This window comes from Actinomadura sp. 7K507, assembly GCF_004348425.1.
Taxonomy (GTDB): Bacteria; Actinomycetota; Actinomycetes; order Streptosporangiales; family Streptosporangiaceae; genus Spirillospora.
The window spans coordinates 17,637-41,711 of sequence record NZ_SMKK01000065.1 but is presented as its reverse complement, the minus strand read 5'-3'; the positions used below and the strand labels follow the sequence as shown (position 1 = coordinate 41,711).

Here is a 24,075-nt window from a genome sequence, read left to right as displayed (position 1 = left end):
CTCCCCGTCCCGACCTCTCAGCGACCACCCTCCACGTCCACCCCGTTCGCCGCGTCCGCCCCCTGTGGGCACCCCCCACCGAGGAGGCCCGATGGGCTCGTCCGAAACCGAACCGCTGCTGGAGATGCGCGGCATCGTCAAGCAGTTCCCCGGCGTCCGCGCGCTGGACGGCGTCGACCTCGACGTGCGTCCGGGCGAGGTGCACTGCCTGCTCGGGCAGAACGGCGCCGGGAAGTCGACGCTGATCAAGGTTCTCGCCGGCGCGCACCAGCCGGACCAGGGCGAGATCGTGTTCGCCGGGGAGCCCGTCCGGCTCGCCGGGCCCACCGCCGCGATGCGGGCCGGCATCGCGACCATCTACCAGGAACTCGACCTCGTCGACGGGCTGTCGGTCGCGGAGAACATCTTCCTCGGCCACGAGAAGGCCACGTTCGGCTTCACCCGGCGCGGCGACGACGAGCGGGCGGCGCGCGAGCTGCTCGGCCGCCTCGGGCACGCCGAGATCCCGCCGCGCCGCGAGGTGGGGCGGCTCCCGGCGGCGGGCAAGCAGGTCGTCAGCATGGCCCGCGCCCTGTCGCACGAGGCGCGCCTCCTGGTGATGGACGAGCCGTCCGCCGCACTCGCCCACGACGAGGTGGACAACCTCTTCCGCATCATCCGGGAGCTGACCGCCGCCGGCGTCGCGGTCGTCTACATCTCGCACCGCCTGGAGGAGATCCGCGAGATCGGCGACCGGGTGACCGTCCTCAAGGACGGCAGGGCCGTCGCCGTCGGGCTGCCCGCCCGGACCACGCCGACCGGCAGGATCGTGTCGCTGATGACCGGGCGGGACGTCGAGTACGTCTTCCCCGAACGCCCCGGGCCCGCACCGGACGACGACCGGCCCGAGGTGCTCCGCGTCGAGAACCTGACGCTCCCCGGCGCCTTCGAGGACGTGTCGCTCACCGTCCGCGCCGGGGAGATCGTCGGGCTGGCCGGGCTGGTCGGCTCCGGCCGCTCGGAGATCCTGGAGACCGTCTACGGGGCGCGGCGTCCCGCGCGGGGACGGGTGCTCGTCGACGGCCGCCCCGTCCGTCCCGGAGACACCGGCGCGGCGGTGCGGCGCGGCATGGGCATGGCGCCGGAGGAGCGCAAGAGCCAGGCGCTGCTGATGAACGAGACCGTCGCCGGGAACGTCAGCGTCGCGGGCCTGTCCCGGTACGCCTCGTTCGGCTGGCTCAGCCGCCGCCGGGAGCTCGCCGACGTGCTCGACCAGATCAAGGCGCTCGACATCCGCCCGCCCGATCCGGGACGCCCGGTCGCGACGCTGTCGGGCGGCAACCAGCAGAAGGTGGTGCTGGCGCGCTGGCTGGCCGGCGCCGCCGGCCTGCGGCTGCTGATCCTGGACGAGCCCACCCGCGGCGTGGACGTCGGCGCCCGCGCCGAGCTGTACGCGGTGATCCGCGAGCTGGCCGGGCGCGGGATCGGGGTGCTGCTGGTGTCCAGCGAGGTCCCCGAGGTGCTCGGGCTCGCGGACCGGGTCCTGGTCGTCCGCGAGGGACGGATCGTGCACACCGCCGGCGCCGGCGACCTCGACGAGGAGGCCGTGCTCAACATGATCATGGAAGGGAGTGCCCTGTGACAGGGTCGCTGACCAAGCACGTCTCGCTGGGGAAGGCGGACGGCGGCGGGCCGTGGCGGCCGTTCGGCAAGGGCGGCGCCACCGCGCGGGGGCCGGGGGAGATCCGGCACCTCGGGCTGGTCGTCGCGCTGCTGCTGCTCGCGGGCGTCGGCCTGGTGACCGAGCCGGACAACTTCGCCACCTCCGGGAACCTGGTCGCCATCCTGGTGCTCGCCGCCACCATCGGCGTCATCACCGTCGGCCAGACCTTCGTGATCATCGGTGGCGGGATCGACCTGTCCGTCGGGTCGGTGATGGCGCTGGCCTCGGTGTGGGCGACGACCGTGGCGACGCAGTCGTACGGCCCGGTGGTGATGGCGATGTGCGCGATCCTCGTCGGGACCGGCACGGGCGTCGTGACCGGGCTGCTGATCTCCTACGGGCGGCTCGTCCCGTTCATCGCCACGCTCGCGATGCTCGTCGCCGCACGCGGCCTCGCGCAGCGGATGTCGGACCGCAAGACCCAGCTCGTCAGCGCGGAGAACGACTCCATCGTGGCGCTGTCCACGACCAAGGTGCTCGGGCTGCCGCTCGTCGTGTACCTCTTCGCGGCCGTCGCGCTCGCCGGCTGGCTGCTGCTCAACCGCACCACGTTCGGCCGCCGGACGTTCGCGGTCGGCGGCAACGCCGAGGCGGCGCGGCTGGCCGGCATCGACGTCCGCCGGCACACCCTGATGCTGTACGCGCTGTCGGGGTTCTGCTGCGGCATCGCCGCGCTCATCATCATGGCGCGCACCACCACGGGCTCCAGCACCCACGGCGACCTGTACGAGCTGGACGCGATCGCCGCCGTGATCATCGGCGGCACGCTGCTCACCGGAGGGCGCGGCACCATCGTCGGGTCGATCCTCGGCGTCCTGGCGTTCACCCTCATCACCAACCTGTTCATCCTGAACGGCCTGCAGACCAGCGACCAGCTGATCGCCAAGGGCGCGATCATCGTCGTCGCCGTGCTGCTGCAGCGCCGCGGGCTCCGCTCGCCCACCTGACCCCGCTCGCCCACCCGACCCCGCCAGTCCACCTGTTCCGTGCCAGCCACCCCCTCAACCAGGAGCACGTCATGCGTGAACAGCGCCCGAATCAGCAGGGCCCCCGTCCCACCCGCAGAGGCATCCTGCTCGGCGGCGCCGTCGTCGCGGCCGGCAGCCTCGCCGCGGCCTGCACCAGCAACACCGAGGACGACCCGGAGCCCGCCGCCGGGGGCGGCACGCTCGCCGGTGACAACGACAAGGCGGGCAAGCAGGTCACCCTCGGGTTCTCCGCGCCCGCCGCGGACCACGGCTGGATCGCGGCGATCGCCAAGAACGCCGAGGAGCAGGCCAAGAAGTACTCCGACGTGACGTTCAAGCCGGTGGAGCCGACCAACGACATCAACCAGCAGATCTCCGCCGTCGAGTCGCTGATCAGCGCGAAGGTCAACGTGCTGGTGATCCTGCCCAACGACGGCGAGCAGCTCAACCAGGTCGGCCGCAAGGCGATGGACGCCGGCATCCCCGTCGTCAACCTCGACCGCGTCTTCCCCGACAACCTGTCGTACCGGACGTGGATCGGCGGCGACAACTACGGCATGGGCGTCTCCGCCGGCAACTACATCGGCAAGAAGCTCAAGGACAAGGGCGTCGCCGACCCGGTGATCGTCGAGATCCAGGGCATCGCGACGCTGCCGCTGACGCAGGACCGCAGCAAGGGCTTCGAGGACGCGCTGAAGTCCCACGGCTTCTCCGTCACGGCCAAGCAGGACGCGAAGTTCACCGTCGAGTCCGGCAACCAGGTCGCCTCGAACCTGCTCCAGGCGCACAACAAGATCGACGCCATGTGGAACCACGACGACGACCAGGGCGTCGGCGTGCTCGCCGCGATCAAGCAGTCCGGGCGCGACGAGTTCTTCATGGTCGGCGGCGCGGGGTCCGCCAACGCGATGCGCGAGATCAAGGGCGGCGGCGTGCTGGAGGCGACCGTCACCTACTCGCCGTCGATGGCCGCGTCCGCGATCAAGCTGGCCCGGCTGATCGCGCAGGGCAAGGGCATGACCGACCTGGTCGAGCTGCAGGTCCCGCAGTCGATCACACTGGCGTCCGAGACGATCACCAAGGACAACGTCGACCGCTACATGCCGCTCGGCTTCGAGTCCTGAGCGACGGGGGCGCCGGCGCGCCCGCCCCGCGCGGGCGGGCGCGCCGGCCAGACAGAGAGGTGAGCAGAACATGACGACCGTCGGAGTCGGGATGGTCGGGCACGCGTTCATGGGACGCGCCCACTCCCAGGCGTGGCGCAGCGTCGGGCCGTTCTTCGGGCCGCCGCTGACCCCGGTCATGACCGCGCTGGCCGGCCGCTCCGCCGAGCGCGCCGGCGCCGCCGCCGCGTCGCTCGGCTGGGCGTCGGTGGAGACCGACTGGAAGGAGCTGCTCCGCCGCGACGACGTCCAGCTCGTCGACATCTGCACGCCGGGCGACGGCCACGCCGAGATCGCGGTCGCCGCGCTCGACGCGGGCAAGCACGTGCTGTGCGAGAAGCCCCTGGCCAACTCCGTCGCGGAGGCCGAGGCGATGGCGGCCGCCGCGGACCGCGCCCGGGAGCGCGGCGTCCGGTCGATGGTCGGGTTCAACTACCGGCGCGTCCCGGCGGTCACCCTCGCCCGGCGGCTGGTCGCCGAGGGGCGGATCGGGACCGTCCGGCACATCCGGGCCCAGTACCTCCAGGACTGGCTTGCCGACCCGGAGGCCCAGTTCAACTGGAGGATGGACCGTGACAGGGCCGGGTCGGGCGCGCTCGGCGACATCGCCTCGCACATCGTCGACACCGCGCAGTTCATCACCGGGCACACGCTGACCGAAGTGTCGGCGACGCTGGAGACCTTCGTCCCGGAACGCCCGGCGCCCGGGGGCGGCACCGCCCAGGTGACCGTGGACGACGCCGCCCTGTTCATCGGGCGCACCGACGCCGGCGCGCTCGCCTCGTTCGAGGCCACCCGCGCCGCCACCGGACGCAAGAACGCGCTGCGGATCGAGGTCAGCGGCTCGTCCGGCGCCCTGTACTTCGACCTGGAGTCCCTGAACGAACTGTGGTTCCACGACGTGGCCGAGGACGCGGCGACCGCGGGCTTCCGGCGCATCGTCGTCACCGAACCCGACCACCCCTACATGGGGCGGTGGTGGCCGCCCGGCCACATGCTCGGCTACGAGCACACCTTCACCCACCAGATGGCCGACCTGCTCACGGCGATCGCGGACGGCACCGACCCCCGCCCCTCGTTCGCCGACGGCCTCCAGATCCAGCGCGTCCTCGCCGCCGTCGCCGACAGCGCGGCGTCCCGGAGCTGGGTCGACGTCGAAGGGAGCGACTGACATGGCACGACCGATCACCCTGTTCACCGGCCAGTGGGCGGACCTGCCGTTCGAGGAGGTCTGCCGGCTGGCGTCGGGCTGGGGCTACGAGGGCCTGGAGATCGCCTGCTGGGGCGACCACTTCGAGGTCGACAAGGCCCTCGCCGACGACGCCTACATCCCGCGCAAGCTGGAGACCCTCGCCAAGCACGACCTCAAGGTCTGGGCCATCTCCAACCACCTCGTGGGCCAGGCCGTCTGCGACATCCCGGACGAGCGCCACCAGGCGATCCTGCCCGAGCGGATCTGGGGCGACGGCGAGGCCGAGGGCGTCCGGCGGCGCGCCGCCGCCGAGATCGAGGACACCGCCCGCGCCGCCGCGAAACTCGGCGTCGACACCGTCATCGGCTTCACCGGCTCCTCGATCTGGCACACGGTCGCGATGTTCCCCCCGACCCCCGACTCGATGGTCGAGCGCGGCTACGCCGACTTCGCCGAACGCTGGAACCCGATCCTGGACGTCTTCGACGAGGCCGGCGTCCGGTTCGCGCACGAGGTCCACCCCAGCGAGATCGCCTACGACTACTGGACGACCGTCCGGACGCTGGAGGCGATCGGGCACCGTCCCGCGTTCGGCCTCAACTTCGACCCGTCGCACTTCGTCTGGCAGGAACTCGACCCGGTCGGCTTCCTGTTCGACTTCCGCGACCGGATCTACCACGTCGACTGCAAGGACACCAAGGTCAGGACGGGCGACGGCCGCCGCGGGCGCCTCTCGTCCCACCTGCCGTGGGCGGACCTGCGGCGCGGCTGGGACTTCATCTCCACCGGCCGCGGCGACGTCCCCTGGGAGGACTGCTTCCGCGCCCTCAACTCGATCGGCTACGACGGCCCGATCTCGATCGAGTGGGAGGACGCCGGCATGGACCGCCTCCAGGGAGCCCCGGAGGCACTGGAGTTCGTCCGCGCCCTCAACGCCATGGAACTCCCCACGGCCTCCTTCGACTCCGCCTTCTCCTCCGAGTGACCTGCGGCGTGCCGCCCGGTGGGGCCACGCACCGGGCGGCACGCCGTACCTTCACCGGGCGGACCGGGCACCGAGCCTGCCGGGTGCGTGCTCTTCGACGAAGCGCTCCAGCTCGGACGCCGCCACACCCATGGGCGGGACGACGACGAGCCGGTCCACCACTCCGGCTCCAGGTATCCGGCGGCCGTGCCGAAGATCAGCCGTCCCTCGCTGAGCACGCTCAGCACGTCCGAGACGCTGTCGCAGCCGGAGATGGCCGGCTACCTGCTGCTCGACCCCACGCTGATGGTCGGTCTCTTCGACGACCTGGAGGCGGACGGCCTCTGCGAGCGCACCCGCGACCCGCGCGACCGGCGGCGCCATCGCGTTCGCATCACCGAGAAGGGGCGCGAACTGCACCGGCGCGCCCGCACCCTCGCCGACGAGGTGGGGGCGGACGTGTTCGGGCCGCTGTCGGACGACGAACCGCGCGTCGTCGTCCGGGCGATCGGCCGGGTCATGGACCCGTTCTGGGCAGAGCAGAAGGTGCGCCCGCGCCGCAAGCCGGTGCGCTGAGCCCGGCGGGTCAGGGGAGGGTGCGGAAGTCGGTGAAGTCGAAGCCGGGGGAGACGACGCAGCTGACCAGGACCTCCTCGTCGCCGGACGGATGGGCCGCCTGCCACACGCCCGCTGGGACGACGGCCTGGGGGACCTGGCCGTCGGTCACGTCGGGGCCGAGCGTGACCGGTTCCTGCGTCTCGGACGGCCGTTCCCCGTCCCCGCCGAGGTAGAGCGTCAGCGGGCCTCCCCGGTGCCACAGCCATACTTCGGCGGACCGGACGACATGCCACATCGACTCCTCGCCGGGCGGCAGCAGGAAGTAGATCGCGGTGGCGCTGGCCCGCTCGCCCAGGTAGCCGTCCGGCGCGAACGCCACGTCCGACCGCCACGTCTCCCGGAACCACCCGCCCTCGGGATGCGGCAGCAGACCGAGCGCCTCCGCCGTCGCGGGCCGGTCCAGGATCGCGACATGCCGTCCATCCGGCCCGCGCCGCGCGTATCGGACGCGGACCGCCGTCGTCCGGTCGATCACCCCGCGCCCCGGTACCGCACCGGGCGCGGGGTCGAGCGTGACGGCGACGACCTGCCCCTCCTTGAACACGTCGTCGGCGACGGCGAGCGCGGCGGTGTCGTCGGGCGCCCACACGGCGCCCGCCTCGGACAGGACGAACCGTGGGCCGGGCTGGGCCTGCCAGGCATCGAGAGTCGTGAGCAGCAGCACACGTCGAGCCTAGAGAAGGATCCGGCCGGCCGTGACGGCGGATCAGTCCATTTCGGAGAGCCGGGCCGGGTCGAAGGTGATGGGGTACGGGCGTTTGAGGGTGACGGTCTCGCCGGAGCGGGCCTTGGCGGCGACCTCGTAGCGGCCGTCCCGGAGTTCCATCATGGTGATGGTGGGACGGGGCTCCAGGTCGACCAGCCAGTAGTTGGGGATGCCGGTCACGGCGTACTCGTCCACCTTGCGGACGCGGTCGATCTGCTCGTTGACGGTGCGTGGGGTGACGACCTCGGCGACCAGGATGAGGTCGGGGCCGTAGTAGGTGCGGGTCTGGCGTTCCAGGGCGGTGCGGGCGACGTCCCGGGTCACGGCGAAGACGTCCGGCTTGCGGATGCCGGCGGGGGTCGTCACGTCCTGCGGGGCCCCGGCGACGTGGACGTCGGCGTCCGCCTGGCGGGCGGCGTCCTTGAGGACGCCCTTGAGCTGTTCGGCGGCGTGGTCGTGCCACAGATCGCCCGGCAGCTCGTTCAGCCAGCCGTCCGCCAGCTCGTAGCGGCGGCCCTCCTCGGGCAGCGCGTCCAGGTCGTACAGCGTGTACGGACCGTGCGCGCGGCCGAGCGTTCCGCCCATGGATCATCCCCCTCACCTCGGCTTCCTTGAATTTAGCGGACGCAGGCGCGGTGGCGGCGCAGGCATGATCGCGCGTCGGGATGCGGCCAATGTCTCGAAAACCGAGGGGCGGAGGGTTAAGATACATCTCGTCTTGGACTTGACCCTCCACCCGGGGGAGGGACCAGTCTGCGGCTCCCGGCCAGTGGAGGCAGACCGTCCCGAAGGAGAGATGCGATGAGCGTCGAGCAGTTTCCCCAGACCATGCCCGCGCTGCGCGCCTCGGACCGCGACCGTGACGAGATGCTCGTCCGGCTGCACAAGGCCTTCGCCGAGGGGCGGCTGAGCGAGGCCGAACTCGATGAGCGCATAGACCTCGTCCTGGCCGCGCGCACCCACGGGGAACTCGGCGCCGTGGCCGCCGACCTGCCCCGTGAAGGGGGCAAGGCGGTTCCGGAGTGCCCCGGGCCCGCGGGACGGTTCCAGGTCGCCTACAAGAGCTCGGTGACGCGCGCCGGACGCTGGCGGCCGCCCGAACGGTTCACCACCGTCGTCTACAAGGGGACCGGGCTGCTCGACCTGCGGGCCGCCGAACTGCACGGGCCCGTCACCACGCTGAGGGTCCTGGCCTACAAGTCCTCGGTGGAGGTCATCGTGCCTCCTGGTGTCCGCGTGGAGGCGGAGGGTGTGGGCGTCTCCGCCGAGGTTCACGGCGTCCCGCCCGCCGACGCGCCGGTCGTTCATGTCCGGGGATATGCCTACAAGGGAACGATCGAGGCGAAAGATCGGATACGCCGCTGCTGAAGTGATAGAACGCTCCCGCGGCCCCATTGGCCGCCGTTCACGTGGATGTCCGTACAGACATCGACGTGGCGCGATTTGATGGTGGTCCTACAGGACCGTGAAGGAGCGCGAGTGACGGCGAGGACCCCGGAGCAGGACGAGGCCCGGCGGGCGGCCGACGAGGAGGCCGCCGGCTCCCGGCAGGTCCGGCGGCGGCTGACGTTCGGTGTCGCCGGCGATCTCGCCGACATGCGGGCGTCGCTGTCGCCCTGGCAGCGCGCTTACGAGGCGTGGCGGTCCGTCGGGCTGAGCTGGGGCCACGGCGCTCCGCCCCGGGAGGGGCCCGGCCTCGGCACCGCGAGCGTGAACAAGGTCCGCCGGGAAGCGGTGGACGCTGCGGCCGAGCGGGACGGGACGGACGGGGAAGCGGCGAAGGCCGAGCCCGCCGAATCCGCTGATCCCGTCTCCGAGAAGCCCGTGCCCGCCCCCGAGAAGGCCGCGTCCAAGAAGCCCGCACCTGAGAAGCCCGCGTCCAAGAAGCCTGCGTCCAAGAAGCCTGCGTCCAAGAAGCCTGCGTCCAAGAAGCCTGCGTCCAGGAAGGCAGCTGCCGACCCGGACGATGTGCTGGTGGCGGGGCCCAGCATGCCCGCGCCGAAGAAGGCGGCGGCGTCCTCCCCGCAACCGGTGCGCCGGCTGCGTTCCCGCCTGGCGGTCGCGGCCGGGCTCGTGCTGGTCGCCGGTGGCGCGATCGTCGCGGTGTCCCAGGGGGAGAGCGACTCGGACGAGCCGCGCCTCGCGGGCGCGGTGGCGGCGGGCGCGCTGTTCGCCGCCGACCCGGCGGCCCGGACCGACGGGCTCGTCCAGGAGCTCGGCACCGTCGCCTCCGCGGGCGGGACGCTCGTCGCCCTGGGCACCGAGGGCGGGGGCGTCCCGGGACGGGAGCGGTCCCGGTTCCTGTTCTCCGTCGACGCGGGCCGGGCCTGGTCGGTGGCGCGGGTCCGCACCCCGGACGGCTCGGTGGCCCCGCTCGGCGACAGCCCGGACATGGTCACCGGCGGAAGCGGCCGGTGGGTGGCGCTCGGCGGTGCGTCCGGCGGCGGCACGGTGGCGTGGACGAGCGAGAACGCGCAGACCTGGACGCGGCATGCCCTGGGCGCCGTGTTCAAGCCGTCCGACGAGGTGGAGGACGTGGCCCGCGTCGGCGCCGGGTTCGTCGCGGTGGGCGGCGGAGGCGGCCGGGCCGTCGCCTGGATCTCGCCGGACGGGCAGAGGTGGCAGCGCATCGCGGGCATCGAGGGGATCACGGGCTTCGACCGCGTGGTGTCGTCCGGGAGCGTCCTGGTGGCCCACGGCACCTACCCCAGGAAGATCACCCAGAAGCGCGGCAGGAGGAAGGTCACCCGTACCGTGCCGAGCCACGGCGTCTGGCGCTCCACGGACGGCGGGCGGACGTGGGGCCGCGTGAGCATCCCGCAGGGGCAGGGGTCGTACGGGTCCACCAAGGGCCTGGCGTTCGGCCCCGGCGGGTTCGCGACCGTCCGCGAGGGCAAGCACACGTCCGGCCGCAAGAACCGCCGCAGGACGACGCGGTTCGGGGTCCTGTTCACCTCGGCGGACGGGCGGACCTGGCGGGCGGCGAGCCGCTTCAAGGGCTACGGCATCGAGCGCTTCGGCGGGACTCCCCAGGGCCTGGCGGTCCTCGTGCAGGGCGCGAACGGCACCCACGGCATCCTGAGCACCGCTGACGGCCGCTCCTGGAAGGCCGGCGGCACGGTCGCCGCGCCGGTCGAGAGCAGCGGGCTGACGGTCGCCTCAGGAGGCGCGGTAGCGATCTCCGGGAGCCAGGGAGACGACGCCTACCTGCACGGCGTGGATCTGCGGACCGTGCCGGGGGCCGTCCGCCCGGAACGCGCCGTCAGGTCGCTCGCGGCCTCTCCGGGACGCTCGGTCGCGGCGGGCAGCACCAACGGCGGCGCGGCGATCTGGACGGCGGTGGACGGCCGCGCCTGGCAGCGGGCCCGGTTCCCCGGCGCCGGCGGGCGGCTCTCGGACGTCGTCCACGGCGGCAAGGGCTGGCTCGCGGTGGGCCGCACGTCCGGCGAGTCTCCGGCCCCCCTGGCGATGACCTCGCAGGACGGGGTGACCTGGCAGAAGGCCGCGTTCCCCGGCGGCCCACCGCCCGTGGCCGCCGCCACCGGCCCGTCCGGCTACGTCGCGGCCGGGACGGGCGCGATCTGGCGGTCGGCCGACCTCAAGACGTGGAAGCGCACCGATCTCGACGGCGCCCCGTCCGATGTGACGGCGGCGGCCGGGAAGTACGTGGCGGTCGGCGGCCGGGGGACGGCACCGGCCGTGTGGACGTCCCCGGACGGCGCGGAGTGGACGGCCGCCGAGCTGCCGGCCGGCCTCCCCGCCGGGCCGCTCGCCCAGGTCGCCGCCCGCGGGAACGTCCTGGTGGCGATCGGCGCGGACGGCGCCGCGCTGGTCTCCGCCGACGGCGGGAAGACCTGGGCCGCGCACGGCCTCGGCGGCGACCTCAACGCCACCGCGATCACGGCGGCGGCGGACGGCTTCGTGGCGGCCGCGGTCACCTCGCGGCAGGACGGGGCCGTCCTGGCGTCCGCGGACGGCGTCACCTGGCGGCGGCTGGAGGTCCCCGGCCTGGCCGGGAAGGGCGAGCGGCGGCTCACCGCGATGACCGCCATGGGCCCCGCCGTCCTGGCCACCGGCACGATCGTCGACGCGTACTCGGAGACCCCTCTCCTGTGGAAGGCCACCGTGCCTGAATAACACCGTGCCGGAGTAACAGGGGTGCGGGTGTCAGCCGTTACAGCCGCAGGAGCATCCCTTCGGGCACGAGCATCCGCCGCCATGTCCGCAACTGCAGTTCTTTGTCGTCATGAGCGGAAAGTAACCTCCGCTCCACTATGCGGTCTATGACCGTGGGCGCGATGTACATCTGTCGTGAGGGGTGCATCGGCCGTGGAGGGCACGGGCCGTCCCGCGGCGGGGAAACTCGGGACGGCCCGTACCCGGCCGGGGGGCTCAGAAATCGATGTGGAAGTCGACGCCGAGCAGGACGAGGACCCAGAGGAAGACGGCCAGCAGCGCGCTGATGACACGCTCGACCAGGCCCTCGTTGATATAGCCGCGGTCCCAGGCGATGAACACGCCGATGATGATGTAGATGAGGCCGACCAGGCTGATGTGCGGCCGGTATCGGGTCGCCATGTAGGGCGTCTCCTCCCGTGGGGGTGTGACGATCGCTCGCTGCCCTGCCGGACGGGGAGAAAACACCGGCGGTATTCAGGGCCGTCCCCTGACGATCTTTTTGGCACCTCCCTAATTGGGGGAGCGCCTACTTCCGGGGCATCGCGATGCGGACGACGGCGGGGTCGCGGTCGTCGGGGTGGCCGGCGAACTCGGCGTTGCGGTGCACCACGTCGAACTCGTGCTTGTTCCGCCGCAGGGACGGGCTGAGCAGGATGTGGTCGAGGACCTCGGAGTTGCCGTCCGAGATCGCCGTGTAGCGGTCGCCCGGGGGCAGCCCCGCCGCGAGGGCCTTGAGCCCGGTGCCCTCGGAGAGGGTGCGGACGGGGGCGGAGGTCTCGGGATCGTTCAGCTCGCCCGCGACGATCACCTTGGCGTTCCGGTCCACCTTCTGGACCGACCGCACGAATCCGGCCACCACGCGGGCCTGGGCGTCGCGGCGCCACAGGGTGGGCCTGGACGGCGGCTGGTTCCGGCCGAAGAACGGCTGGTCCTGGGTGGTGCGGGGGAACCACTGGTTCGCGATCACGATGATGCGGTGGCCCTGCCAGGTGAGCTCCCCGGCGACGGGCTTGCGGGTGCCCGCCCACGCGGCGTCGCCGGGCGCGATCCGGCCGGGGCTGAGCGACAGGCCCGCGGTCCCGCCGCGCCGGACGGGCTCGACCGCCGTCACGGCCGGGTCCGGGCCCTCGGGCGGGTCTTCCGGGAGCGGGTCGGTGAGGGAGGGGCGGTCGACGAACGCGAGCCCGCGGTCGGTGCGGAACAGGAACCCGTTCCGCCGGTTGTCGCCCTCCTCGCCGCCGTCGGCGTTGTCGCGCGGGGTCACCGATCGCCAGTCGTAGGCGGGGCCGCCCGCCGCGCTGATCGAGGTGATCAGCTGGGCGACGGTCTGGTCGGCGGTGACGGTGCCGTCGTCGTCGGGCCCGCTGTTGTCGCCGAGGCCGCTGATCGTGATGAGGTCGGGGGAGCGCAGCCCGGTCACGATGTCGCCGGCGAGGTCGGTGAACCGCGCGGGCGGCGTGGCGGGGTTCAGCCCGTCGAGCCGGGCGGTGGCGACGGCGAGTTCGCCGCGCCTCTGCGGGCGGGTGGCCTCCCGGGCCAGCTCGCCCGCCTCGCGGCGCGGGGTCGCGGTGAGCAGCAGGTGGTAGGCGCCGTACCCGTAGTCGAGGACGCCGTGGTTCGCGCCGGGCAGCCGGTCGCCGACGTTCATCCCCGGCAGCGGGGCGAGGGCGTCGTCGAGGATGACCCGCTCGGGGTTGGCGTCGCCGACGCGTCGCCAGTCGCCGGGGCGGAGCAGGATGCCGCCGCGCTCCGTCCGGGGCCCGGCGCCCGCGCCGCCGGCGGGCAGCACCGGGATCTCGCCGTGGCGGGACGGGCCGACCGCGACGGCGTCGCGGATCTCGATCCGCATCCCTTCGAGGGACTCGTAGAAGTCGATGCCGTCGCGGCGGGGATCGAACGCGCCGCCCCTCTCGACGTTCCCGTGCGCCCGGTCGATCACCTGCCCCGGCGCCCGGCGGCCGCCCGCGCCGACCACGACCGGCGCCGGCAGCGGCGCGCCGTGCGCTTCGACGGTGATCCGGCCGGCGCCGATCTCCGTGCGGGTCAGCCCGCCGGAGGAGCCCCCGCCGGGACGGAACTCGGCGACCTCGCCGTCCACCCGGACGGAGTCGCCGACCGCCACGTCGGGCCGCGTGCGGGTGAAGACGAACACGCCCTCGGCCGTCGCGTCGTCCTTGTCGGGGCGGGGGTCCTGCATCCAGAACCCGTTGCCGGTCAGCGCGGTCACGACGCCGGGGACCCGGGCGACCGCGGACCCGTTCAGCGGCGAGATGTGCGCGGTCCCCTGGATGTCGCGGATGCGCACCGCCGGCGCCGCCGCGTGGGCGGCGCCGGCCATGGCCACCGGCGCGGCCAGCGGCGCGACGAGGACGGCCGCGGCAAGCAGCCTCCGGAGACCGTGCACCACCGCGCTCCATGATCGTCTAGGGGAGTCCGACCGGACGACAAGGATGATACGCGCGCCTCCGGGTGCGGCGTGCCCCGCTTTGTGACCGGGCGCGCGGCCCTACTCCTCCAGGCTCAGCGCTGCCTTGGGGCATGACCGGACCGCGTGCCGGACACGGTCCTGCTCGTCCTGCGGGACGTCCGGCTTGAGGATCTCCAGTTCGTCGTCGTCGTTGAGGTCGAAGACCTCGGGAGCGAGCCCGACGCACACGGCGTTCGCCTCGCACACCAGCGGGTCGACTCGTACTCTCATCGCCTTCTCCGTTTCCCAACGTGAGCGTGCAGGGGGCGGTTCCACTCTCGCCCGCCAACCTACCGAATCAGGTTCGGAGCGGTGGCCTCCGCCCCGAAAGTAGAACGTGTTCCAATATACGGCGGCGGGCGCGGGTATCGCCGGGCGGATCCCGGTATAGGGTGCCCGGACGGAGGAGATCGATGACCAACAGCAAGGCGTCCACCGGCCCCGGGACGACCGGCGACCCCGCCCCCTCGATGCCCGCGGAACTGCTGCGTGCCGCCCGCAACGCGAAGGGCTTCATGCCGGACGGCGAGGGCCTGGCGCTCTACGAGACGGCCCTCGACTACGGGACGCGCCTGGCCGCCACCGGACCGATCCTGGAGGTCGGCACGTACTGCGGCAAGTCCGCCGTCTATCTGGGGGCCGCGGCCAGGGCTGCGGGGACGATCGTCGTCACCGTCGACCACCACCACGGCTCGGAGGAGAACCAGGCAGGCTGGGAGCATCATGACCCGTCCCTCGTCGACCCGAGCACCGGGCGGATGGACACGCTTCCCAAGTTCCGGAAGACGATCGCCGCCGCCGGGCTGGAAGACGAGGTCGTCGCCGTCGTCGGGCAGTCCCGCACAGTGTCGGCCCTCTGGCGGGCACCGCTGGCGCTGCTCTTCATCGACGGCGGCCATGCCGAGGAGCACGCGCAAGCCGACTACGAGGGCTGGACGCCCCATGTCGCCGTCGGCGGAGCCCTCGTGATCCACGACGTCTTCTCAGACCCCGAGGACGGCGGGCAGGCCCCCTACCACCTTTACCTGCGCGCAATGGAGAGCGGCGCGTTCGAGGAGCGGCGCGCGGAAGGCTCGCTCCGCATCCTGGAACGCACCAACGACACCGACCCGGTGCGCTGACCCGCCGCGTGCCGCCCTGAAGCCCGGACAGGGGCGGCACGCCGCGGACCGGCGCTAGCGGGCCGCCGAGACCAGCGCGCAGCCGCACGCCAGCGGGTCGGACGCCTCGGACGGGCCCAGCGGCCGTCCCGCGATCTCCTTGAACAGCCGCGCGCCGGGGGAGGCGTCCGCCAGCGCGTCCGCCGCCAGGACCACCGCGGCCGCCGTGTAGGTGGAGCGGTCCCCGGGGAAGTGCCGCCGGTTCTCGAACTGCCAGCCCGTCCAGTACGAGCCGTCCTCGTGCCGCAGATGCTGGATGGTCGTGAACAGCTCCAGCGCCCGGTCGCGGTCGCCGGCCGCGTCCAGCGCCAGCACCAGCTCGCAGCTCTCCGCCGCCGTCACCCACGGCTGGTCGGACACGCAGCGGCAGCCGAGGCCCGGCACGACGAACGTGTCCCAGCCCTCCGCGAACCGGCGCGCCGCGGCCTCGCCGCGCACGGGGCCGCCGAGCACCGGGTAGTACCAGTCCATCGACCAGCGGCCCTTGTCGGCGAACGCCTCCGGATGCGCGGCCACCACGTGCCCGAGCTGGTCGGCGGCGAGCTCCCACTCCGGCTGGTGCTCGCCGAGATGCTCGGCCAGCGCGACCGCGCACCGCAGCGACTGGTGGATCGACGAACAGCCGGTCAGCAGGGCGTGGTCGGACGCCTCGCCGTTCTCGTGCCGCATCCAGATGATCTCCCCGCGGCGGGTCTGCAGGCCGAGGGTGAACTCGACCGCCCGCCGGACCGCGGGCCACATCCGCCGCGCGAACTCCTCGTCGCCGGTCATCAGCAGCTCGTGCCACACGCCCACCGCGACGTAGGCGGCCTGGTTGGACTCGCCGCCCGGCTCGGTGACCTCGCCCAGCACCCATTTGGCGGGCCACGACCCGTCCGGCCGCTGGACGTCGCGCAGCCACTCGTAGGCCCGCCTGGCCTCCTCGCCGAGCCCGGCGACGCTCAGCGCCATCGCGGCCTCGACGTGGTTCCAGGCGTCCACATGGCCGGGGACGCCGCCCGTGGGGGAGAACCAGGGGATCGCGCCGGACTCCTCCTGCTGCGCGGCGATGCTGCGTGCGGTCGCGGCGACGTCGTCGGGCGACAGGACTCCGGTCACTGAGGGCGGGCGGGTCTCAGACCGCATCCGCCGTCTCCTTCGCCGGGGCGGCAGGCGTGCCGGGCTTGGCGGGCTTCGCGAAGTAGACGACGACGCTCTTGCCGATCAGCGGGTTCATCACGCGCTCGGCCACCCGGGTGGCGAGCGGGCGCTTCATGATGTCCCACACGAGGATCTGGTGGTAGGCCTTGGCGAGCGGGTTGCCGTCGTTGTCCACGCCGACCGCGCACTTGATCCACCAGTACGGCGCGTGCAGCCCGTGCGCGTGGTGGTGGCCGCCGACCCGGAAGCCGATCGACTTCAGCTTGGCCTCCAGCTCGGCGCGCGTGTAGATCCGCACGTGCCCGCCGGGCGCCGTGTGGTAGTCCTCCGACAGGGCCCAGCACACCCGCTCGGGCAGCCAGCTCGGCACCGTCACCGCGAGCTTCCCGCCCGGCCTGAGGACGCGCAGCAGCTCCCGCATCGCCTTCATGTCGTCGGGGATGTGCTCCAGGACCTCCGACGCGACGATCGCGTCGAAGTGGTCGTCGGGGAACGGCAGGTCGAGCGCGTCACCCTGCACGGTCTCTGCGGTCGCGTCCTCGGGAACGTCGCCGTCGAGGCTCATCGCCCCGAACATCTTCTCGACGCTGGACAGCTCCTCGGCGTCCTGGTCGAAGGCCACGACGTGCGCACCCCGCCGGTACAGCTCGAAGGCGTGCCGTCCGGCGCCGCATCCCATGTCGAGGACGCGGTCTCCGGGGTCGACGCGGAACCGCTGGAAATCCACGGTCAGCAGGGTCGTGCTCCTTTCATGCGAGGGACGCCCGGATGGGCGCCCTTCAGCCCTTGCCCTTGCCCGCGGCGAGCCGCAGGTAGTTCTGCTGGGTGATGGCGGCCCGGTAGTGCTCGACCGTGGCCTTGGCCACCGCGGGCCAGGCGAAACGTTGCTGGACGCGGGCCAGGCCGGCGTCGCCGGCCCGCGCGCGCTCCTCGGCGGAGTCGTGCAGCCGGTGCAAGGTCGCGGCCAGCTCCTCCACGTCCCCGGGCGCGACGAGGACGCCCGCGTCGCCGACGACCTCGGGCAGCGCGCCGGCGCGGCTGGCGACCAGCGGCGTCCCGGACGCCATGTGCTCCACGGCGGGCAGCGAGAAGCCCTCGTAGCGGGACGGGACGACGGCGATCTCCGCGGACGCGAGCAGGTCGCCCAGCTCGTCGTCGCTGATGCCGCTGACGAACCGCACCCGGTCGCCGAGGGCCAGTTCCCGCACGAGCTTGTCGGTCGGGCCGTCCTTCTGCGGCTTGCTGACGACGATGACGTGCACGTCCCGCTCGGTGGCGAGCTTGGCGACCGCGCGCAGCAGCACGTCCACGCCCTTGATCGGCGCGTCCGCGCTGGCCATCGCGACGATCCGGCCGGGGACGCGCTCGCCGCGCGGGTGGAAGATGCGGGTGTCGACGCCGAGCGGCAGGATGTCGATGTCGCGCGGGTCGACCTTGAAGTCCTTGACGATGTCGACCTTGGACGACTCCGAGACCGTGAGCACCGGGCCGATCCGCCGCGACACCTGCGACTGCATCCCGACGAACCCGTACCAGCGGAACTTGCCGAGCTTCTGCTTGATGCCGCGCGCCGCCTCCAGCTCGATCCGCCGGTCGACGCTGATCGGGTGGTGGATGCTGGTCACCAGCGGCAGGCCGAGCCGGGCGATGCCGAGGTTGCCGAGACCGAGGACCTGGTTGTCGTGCACGACGTCGAAGTCGCGGCCGCGCCCCTTCAGCAGCCGCAGGGCGCGCAGGCTGAAGGTCAGCGGCTCGGGGAAGCCGCCCGTCTTCATGTGCGCGAACTCGAGGACGTCCACCCAGTCGCGGAACTCCTTCAGCGCCGGGTAGCGGAACGGGTCCTCGTCCCGGTACAGGTCCAGGCTCGGGATCTTCGTGAGGGCGATCTCCTCGCGGTCCAGCTCCGGATACGGCTGCCCGGACAGCACCTCGACGGTGTGCCCGAGATCGGCCAGTTCCCGGCTCAGATGCCGGAGGTAGACGCCCTGGCCGCCGCAGTGCGGTTTGCTCCGGTACGAGAGCAGAGCGACACGCAACGGACCGTCCGGGCGGGACGGAACGTCCGGCCCGCCTGCCTCACCCACGCCATCCCCTGCCCACGCACCACTCCCGTCACTCTCGCGAACCGCTTCACACCACGAAGGGCCACACCACGATGGGTCCCGCCACGAAGGGTCACACCGGCCGCACACGCACCGGCATCTCCTTGATGCCGTTGATGAAACTAGACCTTAGCCTCCTTACGTTACCGTTGAGTTCAATATTGGGCATGGCGTCCAAAAGTGTTTCGAAGAGCACACTGAGCTCGAGTCGGGCGAGGTGGGCACCGAGGCAGAAGTGCGGCCCTCCGCCGCCGAACCCGATGTGCGGGTTGGGGTCGCGTCCCACGTCGAAGGCGTACGGGTCGGCGAACACCGACTCGTCGCGGTTCGCGGAGGCGTAGAAGACCACGACCTTGTCGCCCTCGGCGATCCTGCGGCCGCCGAGCTCGGTGTCCCGGGCGGCCGTCCGCTTGAACAGGTTGACCGGGGTGACCCAGCGGACGATCTCGTCCGCCGCCGTCCGGACCAGGGACCGGTCGGCCCTGAGCCGCTCCCACTGCTCCGGATGCTCCAGCAGCGCCAGCATGCCGCCGCTCGCCGCGTTGCGGGTCGTCTCGTTGCCCGCGACCGACAGCAGCATCACGAACAGTTCGAACTCGTCCCCGCTCAGCACCTCCCCGTCGTTGCCCGGCTGGAGCAGCCTGGTGACGATGTCCTCGCGCGGGTTCTCGCGCCGGTCGGCGGCCAGGACGTTCGCGTACGCGTACAGCTCCGTCGCGGCGGCCTGGCCCTCCTCCGGCGTCCGCTGGAACTCCGGGTCGTCCCCGCCGATCAGCGTGTTCGACCAGTTGAAGATCTTCTCCCGGTCCTCCGGCGGGGCGCCCAGCAGCTCGCAGATCACGTACAGCGGCAGCGGAGCCGCCAGGTCCCGGACGAAGTCGGCCTCGTCCCCCCGCTCCGCCGTCTCGGCGACCAGTTTCCGGCAGATCTCCCTGATGTGCTCCTCCAGCGCGCCTATGGCGCGCGGGGTGAAGCCCCGGTTGACGATGCTCCGCTTGCGCGAGTGCTCCGGCGGGTCCTGGTTGAGCATCATCATCCGCTGCAGGACGAGATGCTCCTCCTCCGGTTCCTCGAACAGCGCGAGCCGCCGCCACGACGAGAACACCTCCGGATGCCGTGACACGTGGACCACGTCCTCGTGCCGGGTGACCGCCCAGAAGGGCGGGAACTCCCGGTCCGGGTCGCCGTGGTGCCGGTGCACCGGATCGTGCTCGCGCAGCCACGCCAGCTGCCCGTGCGGGACGCCGCCGTGCTCGTACGCGCCCGGGTCGACCAGCTCGATGTCGGGGGCGGCGTCGGGGGTGTTCGTGTCGTAGGTGGCGGTCACCGGAACCTCCTCGGGTCAGGACGGGGTGAAGCGCACCGGCAGGTCCTTGAGCCCGTTGACGAAGTTCGACCGGAGCCGGCGCGGTTCGCCGGCCGGCGCGATGTCGGGCATCCTGTCCAGGATGGTCTCGAAGATGATCTTCAGGTTCATCCGGGCCAGGTGGGTGCCGAGGCAGAAGTGCGGGCCGCCGCCCCCGAACCCGATGTGCGGGTTGGGGTCGCGGCCCACATCGAACGCGAACGGGTCGTCGAACACCCGCTCGTCGCGGTTCGCCGATCCGTAGAACAGGACGACCTTGTCGCCCGCCTTGATCTCCTTGCCGCCCAGTTCGACGTCGCTGAGGGCGGTCCGGCGGAACTGGTTGATCGGGCTGACCCAGCGGACGATCTCCTCTACCGCGGTCGGCAGCAGGCTGCGGTCGGCCTTCAGCCGCTCCCACTGGTCGGGCCGCTCGAAGAACGCCTGCATGCCGCCCGCCGTCGCCGTCCGCGTCGTCTCGTTCCCGGCGATCGACAGCATGATCACGAAGAGCTGGAACTCCTCCTCGCTGATCCGCGACCCGTCGGCGTCGGGGGTGAGCAGCTTGGTCACGATGTCGTCGCGCGGTGTCGACTCCCGGCTGCGCGCCAGCTCCCCGGCCCAGCCGGCGAACTCGGCGGCGAACTGCGCCGACTCGTCCCGGTCGCCGCAGAACTCGGGGTCGTTGAACGCGACCAGCTTGTTGGACCAGTTGAAGATCTTCTCCCGGTCCTCCAGCGGTGCGCCGAGCAGCTCGCAGATCGTGTAGAGGGGCAGCGGCGCGGCGAAGTACTCCACGAAGTCACACTCGCCCATGGGAGCCGCCTTGTCGATCAGCTGGTGGCAGATTTCCCGGATGTGGTCCTGCAGCCCCCCGATCATGCGCGGTGTGAAGCCCTTGTTCACCATGGAGCGGAGCTTCGTGTGGTCCGGGGGATCCTGGAACAGCATCATCTGCCCGTAGAGGGCGATGTCCTCGTCGCTGAACTCCTCGAACATCGCCGAACGGGCCTGGGACGAGTACGGGTCGGCGCGCCGGGACACCTGTACGACGTCCTCGTGCCGAGTCACCGCCCAGAACCCCGGCACCCCGTCGTTCGGGTCCTGGTGCCAGTGGACGGGGTCGTTGTCGCGCAGCCACGCGAACTGCTGGTGCGGGATGCCTCCGCGCTCGTACACCCCGGGGTCGATGATGTCGATCTCGGGGGCGCGGAACGGCCGAGTGGCCGATGCGATGGACGTCTCAAGTGCCATGGGCAAGACCCTTCATGCGGAGTGGGGAACTCGACTCGACGGCGTGGGACGGGCCGTGCGACCGGGCGCTTGCCCGGCCGCAGACTTAGAACAGGTTCTAACATGAGACTCCAGTCTCATCAAGAGTCCAGCCTCTAGGAGTGACGCGCATCGCACCGCACCGTCACCCCGCCCGGCACCGCGTTCAGGCCGCGCTCGTCCAGCAGACGCAGGAACCGGGCGATGCCGTCGGCGCCGCCGCACCCCTGCGGCCCCGGCTCGGAAAACGGGTTGTGAGGCACCTGGGCACGGTTGGTAGCGTCGATCCCGTGCAACGCCTGTTCTTCCTCTGATCCCTCTCCGGACGGCCCGTCCCTCGCCCCGAGCGAGCCACGGGCGGTCTGATGCTGCCCTGAGTCAGCTCGAAGGCGCGCCTCTCTACACGTGTCTCCACGTGCGCGCCTCCGTCCGGAGGAAGAATGACCATCTCCATCACCCTGCCCGCGCGCGCCCGGGCACAGCTCACAGCCGAGAACATCCGCGTCGTCCGTGGCGGGCGAACCGTCCTGGACGGCGTGAACCTGACGGTCTCCCCGCAAGCGCGCTGGGGCGTCGTCGGCGAGAACGGCCGGGGAAAGACGACCCTGCTTCACGTCCTCAGCGGGGCGCTGGTCCCCGACGAGGGCGACGTCCAGCTCGTTGGGACCTACGGGATCGCCGAGCAGGCCCTGTCCTACGACCGGCTGGCCGCTGGAACCGGCGCCACGGTCGGCGAGGCCATCGACATGGAGCTCGCGGACGCCCGCGCGGCCCTGAAGGCGTTCGACGGCGCCGCGCAAGCCCTGGCCGAGGGACGGCCCGGCGCGGAGCAGGACTACGCCACCGCGCTGGACGCGGCGGAGGCGCTCGACGCCTGGGACGCCGACCGGCGCGTCGACCTCGCCCTGGAGAACCTGGGCGCGGTCACCGACCGGAGCAGGCGGCTGGCAGAACTGTCGGTCGGGCAGCGCTACCGGGTCCGGCTCGCGTGCCTGCTCGGCGCCGAGCACGACTTCCTGCTCCTGGACGAGCCGACGAACCACCTGGACGCGGCGGGCCTGGAGTTCCTCACCGCGAGGCTGCGGGCCCATCCCGGCGGCGTCGTGCTGGTCAGCCACGACCGGGCGCTGCTCTCGGACGTCGCGACGACGGTCCTCGACCTCGATCCGAGCCGGGACGGGCGGCCGAACGTCTACGGGGACGGGTTCGCCGGCTACCGGGAGGGCCGCGAGGCGGAACTCCGGCGCTGGGAGGACGAGTACGAGCAGCAGCGGGCCGAGCACGCGCGGCTGACCCGCGACCTGTCGGAGGCGCAGAACCGGCTTGTCACCGGCTGGCGTCCGGACAAGGGGACGGGGAAGCACCAGCGCGCCACCCGCGCCCCCGGCGTCGTCCGGGCCGTGCACCGGCGCCGCGACGACCTGGAGAGGCACGCGGTGACCGCTCCGGTGCCGCCGCGGCGCTTCAGGATGCCGGACCTGCCGGCCCGTCCCGGCGTCTCGCTGCTGAGCGCCGACGGCGTGCGCGTGGACTCCCGGCTGCACCAGGAGGTGTCCGTGTCCCTGGAGCCGGGGTCACGCCTCGTCGTCACAGGCCCGAACGGGGCCGGGAAGTCGACGCTCCTGGCGGTGCTCGCGGGACACCTGCCCCCGACGAGCGGGACGGTGCGGCGGGCGCGCGAAGCGCGCGTGCGGCTGCTCGCCCAGGAATCGCCGCATGCCGACGGCAGGCGCGCCCACGACGTGTTCTCCGCGCATACCGGACGCCTGATCACCTCGGGCGTCCTCGGCGAGGACGAGGCGGTCTCCCTCTCCGCCCTCGGCCTGCTGCCGCCGGCCGACCTGGGCAAGCCGGTGGGCGAGCTGTCGATGGGGCAGCAGCGCCGCCTCGACCTGGCGATGGCGCTGGCGGCGCGCCCGCACGTGCTGCTGCTGGACGAGCCGACCAACCACCTGTCGATCGCCCTGGTGGACGAGCTGACCGACGCCCTGCACGCCACGGCGGCGGCCGTGGTCCTGGCGACGCATGATCGGCAGCTCCAGCGCGACACCGCCGCCTGGCCCCGCCTGGCGCTCGCCCCCGCGCGCCCGCCCAGCGGGAACGCGGCTCAGCGGAGCACGTAGCGGATGGGGTCGTCCGTCCCTTCGCGGCGGGCGACCCCCCTGGTCTCCAGGGTCCGGATGTGGGCGGCGGCCTCGGCCGCGGCCATGCGGCGGGAGCCCTGCGCCATGTCGGCCCAGGCGTGGCGCCAGGTCAGTCCCGCCGTGAGGTCCCACAGGGTGGTCGGACGCGACGACAGCAGGGCGGTCACCTCGGTCAGCCGCTCCTCGTGGTGCTCGATGATCTCCCGAGCGCGGCCGGACAGGCCGTTGAAGCGGTACTGGTGGGCCGGCAGGACCTGGTCCACCGACATCGCGGAGACCTTGTCGAGCGAGCCGAGGAACTGGCCGAGGGGGTCGACGTCCGGGATGTCGTAGGGGTAGAGGCCGACGTGCGGGGTGATGCGGGGGAGCACGTGGTCGCCGGTGAAGATGCGGTCGCCGTCCTCAAGGTGCAGGCAGATGTGCCCCGGGGAGTGTCCCGGCGTCCAGATGGTCCGCAGGCTGCGGCCCGGCAGGTCGACGAGCTCGCGGTCGGACAGCTCGCGGTCCGGGATGGCGGGCGGGTCGACCTGGCCGCCCTGGGGCGGATCGGTCAGCTCCGAGTCCGCCGCTCCGGCGCGGCGCAGCGAGTCCAGCTCGATGGTGCGCCGGTGGGCCCGGTCGGTGGTGTGGAACATCCGGACGAACTCCGCGTCCGCGTGGTGCATCGCGATCCAGGCGCCGGACGTGTCGCGGACGCGCCCGGCCAGCCCCGCGTGGTCGGGGTGGAAGTGCGTGACGACCACGCCGTGGACGTCGGCGACGTCGATCCCGAACGTGCCGAGGCCGTCGCGGAGGGCCGCCCAGGCGTCCTCGTGCTGCCAGCCCGCATCGATCAGGACGGGACCCTGGGGACTCTCCAGCGCGTACACGAGCGTGTAGGCGAGCGGATTGTCCGGGATCGGGACTGGAACGCTCCAGACTCCCGCGCCCAGGTCTTCGGGTTCCGGCTGCAA

The 24,075-nt window shown here is 72.5% G+C and carries 22 protein-coding genes; 10 read left to right on the top strand and 12 right to left on the bottom strand.

The features are described 5' to 3' along the window. The first annotated feature begins 91 nt into the window (after positions 1 to 91). The 6 genes from E1285_RS16905 (at position 92) to E1285_RS46640 (ending at position 6,565) form a co-directional block, all read left to right on the top strand. A complete protein-coding gene (locus E1285_RS16905) occupies positions 92 to 1,621 on the top strand; it encodes a sugar ABC transporter ATP-binding protein (protein ID WP_132153063.1) in 1,530 nt (509 codons plus the stop codon). Further along, positions 1,618 to 2,649, top strand: a complete 1,032-nt coding sequence (locus tag E1285_RS16900; protein ID WP_132153061.1) for an ABC transporter permease — start codon at positions 1,618 to 1,620, stop codon at positions 2,647 to 2,649. The genes E1285_RS16905 and E1285_RS16900 overlap by 4 nt, the downstream gene beginning before the upstream one ends. A gap of 71 nt (positions 2,650 to 2,720) precedes the next feature. Further along, complete coding sequence (locus tag E1285_RS16895) at positions 2,721 to 3,794, top strand: ABC transporter substrate-binding protein (protein WP_132153059.1); 1,074 nt, start codon at positions 2,721 to 2,723, stop codon at positions 3,792 to 3,794. Positions 3,795 to 3,864: 70 nt separating this feature from the next. Continuing rightward, positions 3,865 to 5,004 (top strand): Gfo/Idh/MocA family oxidoreductase, encoded by a 1,140-nt coding sequence (locus E1285_RS16890; RefSeq protein ID WP_132153057.1) that lies wholly within the window; start codon positions 3,865 to 3,867, stop codon positions 5,002 to 5,004. Position 5,005: 1 nt separating this feature from the next. Continuing rightward, on the top strand, positions 5,006 to 6,010 hold the full coding sequence (locus E1285_RS16885) for a sugar phosphate isomerase/epimerase family protein (RefSeq protein ID WP_132153055.1): 1,005 nt from the start codon (positions 5,006 to 5,008) through the stop codon (positions 6,008 to 6,010). 87 nt (positions 6,011 to 6,097) lie between these two features. Then, positions 6,098 to 6,565, top strand: coding sequence for a MarR family winged helix-turn-helix transcriptional regulator (locus tag E1285_RS46640; RefSeq protein ID WP_207946628.1), 468 nt, complete (start codon positions 6,098 to 6,100; stop codon positions 6,563 to 6,565). 10 nt (positions 6,566 to 6,575) lie between these two features. Here E1285_RS46640 and E1285_RS16875 read toward each other — a convergent pair whose 3' ends face one another. Continuing rightward, positions 6,576 to 7,271, bottom strand: coding sequence for a cupin domain-containing protein (locus tag E1285_RS16875; RefSeq protein ID WP_243722839.1), 696 nt, complete (start codon positions 7,269 to 7,271; stop codon positions 6,576 to 6,578). A 42-nt stretch (positions 7,272 to 7,313) separates the two neighbouring features. Next, complete coding sequence (locus E1285_RS16870; RefSeq protein ID WP_132153053.1) at positions 7,314 to 7,898, bottom strand: Uma2 family endonuclease; 585 nt, start codon at positions 7,896 to 7,898, stop codon at positions 7,314 to 7,316. A gap of 216 nt (positions 7,899 to 8,114) precedes the next feature. On the opposite strand from E1285_RS16870, the gene E1285_RS16865 reads away from it, so the two are divergent. Both E1285_RS16865 and E1285_RS16860 read left to right on the top strand, forming a co-directional pair. Continuing rightward, positions 8,115 to 8,681, top strand: a complete 567-nt coding sequence (locus E1285_RS16865) for a DUF1707 domain-containing protein (protein ID WP_132153052.1) — start codon at positions 8,115 to 8,117, stop codon at positions 8,679 to 8,681. Positions 8,682 to 8,792: 111 nt separating this feature from the next. Then, a complete protein-coding gene (locus E1285_RS16860; RefSeq protein WP_132153050.1) occupies positions 8,793 to 11,450 on the top strand; it encodes a hypothetical protein in 2,658 nt (885 codons plus the stop codon). A 255-nt stretch (positions 11,451 to 11,705) separates the two neighbouring features. On the opposite strand, the gene E1285_RS16855 is transcribed toward E1285_RS16860, so the two are convergent. The 3 genes from E1285_RS16855 to E1285_RS16845 form a co-directional block, all read right to left on the bottom strand. Next, positions 11,706 to 11,891: a hypothetical protein gene (locus E1285_RS16855; RefSeq protein ID WP_132153048.1), complete on the bottom strand. Its 186-nt coding sequence runs from the start codon at positions 11,889 to 11,891 to the stop codon at positions 11,706 to 11,708. A 127-nt stretch (positions 11,892 to 12,018) separates the two neighbouring features. Beyond that, a complete protein-coding gene (locus tag E1285_RS16850; RefSeq protein WP_132153046.1) occupies positions 12,019 to 13,896 on the bottom strand; it encodes an endonuclease/exonuclease/phosphatase in 1,878 nt (625 codons plus the stop codon). Positions 13,897 to 13,998: 102 nt separating this feature from the next. Beyond that, positions 13,999 to 14,190: a ferredoxin gene (locus tag E1285_RS16845; protein ID WP_132153044.1), complete on the bottom strand. Its 192-nt coding sequence runs from the start codon at positions 14,188 to 14,190 to the stop codon at positions 13,999 to 14,001. A 182-nt stretch (positions 14,191 to 14,372) separates the two neighbouring features. Between E1285_RS16845 and E1285_RS16840 the strand changes: the two genes are divergently transcribed. Beyond that, positions 14,373 to 15,080, top strand: a complete 708-nt coding sequence (locus E1285_RS16840) for a class I SAM-dependent methyltransferase (RefSeq protein WP_243722838.1) — start codon at positions 14,373 to 14,375, stop codon at positions 15,078 to 15,080. Positions 15,081 to 15,134: 54 nt separating this feature from the next. Here E1285_RS16840 and E1285_RS16835 read toward each other — a convergent pair whose 3' ends face one another. From E1285_RS16835 to E1285_RS16810, 6 genes are all read right to left on the bottom strand, one after another. Further along, positions 15,135 to 16,244: a prenyltransferase gene (locus tag E1285_RS16835; RefSeq protein WP_132153042.1), complete on the bottom strand. Its 1,110-nt coding sequence runs from the start codon at positions 16,242 to 16,244 to the stop codon at positions 15,135 to 15,137. Next, a complete protein-coding gene (locus tag E1285_RS16830) occupies positions 16,234 to 16,995 on the bottom strand; it encodes a class I SAM-dependent methyltransferase (RefSeq protein ID WP_207946629.1) in 762 nt (253 codons plus the stop codon). Before E1285_RS16830 ends, E1285_RS16835 begins: the two co-directional genes overlap by 11 nt. A gap of 43 nt (positions 16,996 to 17,038) precedes the next feature. Continuing rightward, on the bottom strand, positions 17,039 to 18,343 hold the full coding sequence (locus E1285_RS16825) for a glycosyltransferase family 4 protein (protein WP_132153038.1): 1,305 nt from the start codon (positions 18,341 to 18,343) through the stop codon (positions 17,039 to 17,041). Between the two features lie 91 nt (positions 18,344 to 18,434). Further along, positions 18,435 to 19,688, bottom strand: a complete 1,254-nt coding sequence (locus E1285_RS16820; RefSeq protein ID WP_132153036.1) for a cytochrome P450 — start codon at positions 19,686 to 19,688, stop codon at positions 18,435 to 18,437. Positions 19,689 to 19,703: 15 nt separating this feature from the next. Next, complete coding sequence (locus E1285_RS16815) at positions 19,704 to 20,960, bottom strand: cytochrome P450 (protein WP_132153034.1); 1,257 nt, start codon at positions 20,958 to 20,960, stop codon at positions 19,704 to 19,706. A gap of 134 nt (positions 20,961 to 21,094) precedes the next feature. After that, positions 21,095 to 21,274: a hypothetical protein gene (locus E1285_RS16810; protein WP_132153032.1), complete on the bottom strand. Its 180-nt coding sequence runs from the start codon at positions 21,272 to 21,274 to the stop codon at positions 21,095 to 21,097. Positions 21,275 to 21,418: 144 nt separating this feature from the next. On the opposite strand from E1285_RS16810, the gene E1285_RS16805 reads away from it, so the two are divergent. Further along, positions 21,419 to 23,101 carry an ABC-F family ATP-binding cassette domain-containing protein gene (locus E1285_RS16805; RefSeq protein ID WP_132153030.1) on the top strand — a complete coding sequence of 561 codons (1,683 nt, stop codon included), beginning with the start codon at positions 21,419 to 21,421 and terminating at the stop codon, positions 23,099 to 23,101. Here E1285_RS16805 and E1285_RS16800 read toward each other — a convergent pair. Then, complete coding sequence (locus E1285_RS16800) at positions 23,086 to 24,075, bottom strand: MBL fold metallo-hydrolase (RefSeq protein ID WP_132153028.1); 990 nt, start codon at positions 24,073 to 24,075, stop codon at positions 23,086 to 23,088. The two genes, E1285_RS16805 and E1285_RS16800, sit on opposite strands and share 16 nt — an antisense overlap.

Coding starts and splice junctions, on each gene's coding strand:
- E1285_RS16855 (WP_132153048.1), bottom strand. CDS start 11,891: ATGGCGACCCGATACCGGCCGCACATCAGCCTGGTCGGCCTCATCTAC.
- E1285_RS16885 (WP_132153055.1), top strand. CDS start 5,006: ATGGCACGACCGATCACCCTGTTCACCGGCCAGTGGGCGGACCTGCCG.
- E1285_RS16865 (WP_132153052.1), top strand. CDS start 8,115: ATGAGCGTCGAGCAGTTTCCCCAGACCATGCCCGCGCTGCGCGCCTCG.
- E1285_RS16895 (WP_132153059.1), top strand. CDS start 2,721: ATGCGTGAACAGCGCCCGAATCAGCAGGGCCCCCGTCCCACCCGCAGA.
- E1285_RS16815 (WP_132153034.1), bottom strand. CDS start 20,960: ATGGCACTTGAGACGTCCATCGCATCGGCCACTCGGCCGTTCCGCGCC.
- E1285_RS16845 (WP_132153044.1), bottom strand. CDS start 14,190: ATGAGAGTACGAGTCGACCCGCTGGTGTGCGAGGCGAACGCCGTGTGC.
- E1285_RS16890 (WP_132153057.1), top strand. CDS start 3,865: ATGACGACCGTCGGAGTCGGGATGGTCGGGCACGCGTTCATGGGACGC.
- E1285_RS16905 (WP_132153063.1), top strand. CDS start 92: ATGGGCTCGTCCGAAACCGAACCGCTGCTGGAGATGCGCGGCATCGTC.
- E1285_RS16835 (WP_132153042.1), bottom strand. CDS start 16,244: ATGCGGTCTGAGACCCGCCCGCCCTCAGTGACCGGAGTCCTGTCGCCC.
- E1285_RS16840 (WP_243722838.1), top strand. CDS start 14,373: ATGACCAACAGCAAGGCGTCCACCGGCCCCGGGACGACCGGCGACCCC.
- E1285_RS16805 (WP_132153030.1), top strand. CDS start 21,419: ATGACCATCTCCATCACCCTGCCCGCGCGCGCCCGGGCACAGCTCACA.
- E1285_RS16870 (WP_132153053.1), bottom strand. CDS start 7,898: ATGGGCGGAACGCTCGGCCGCGCGCACGGTCCGTACACGCTGTACGAC.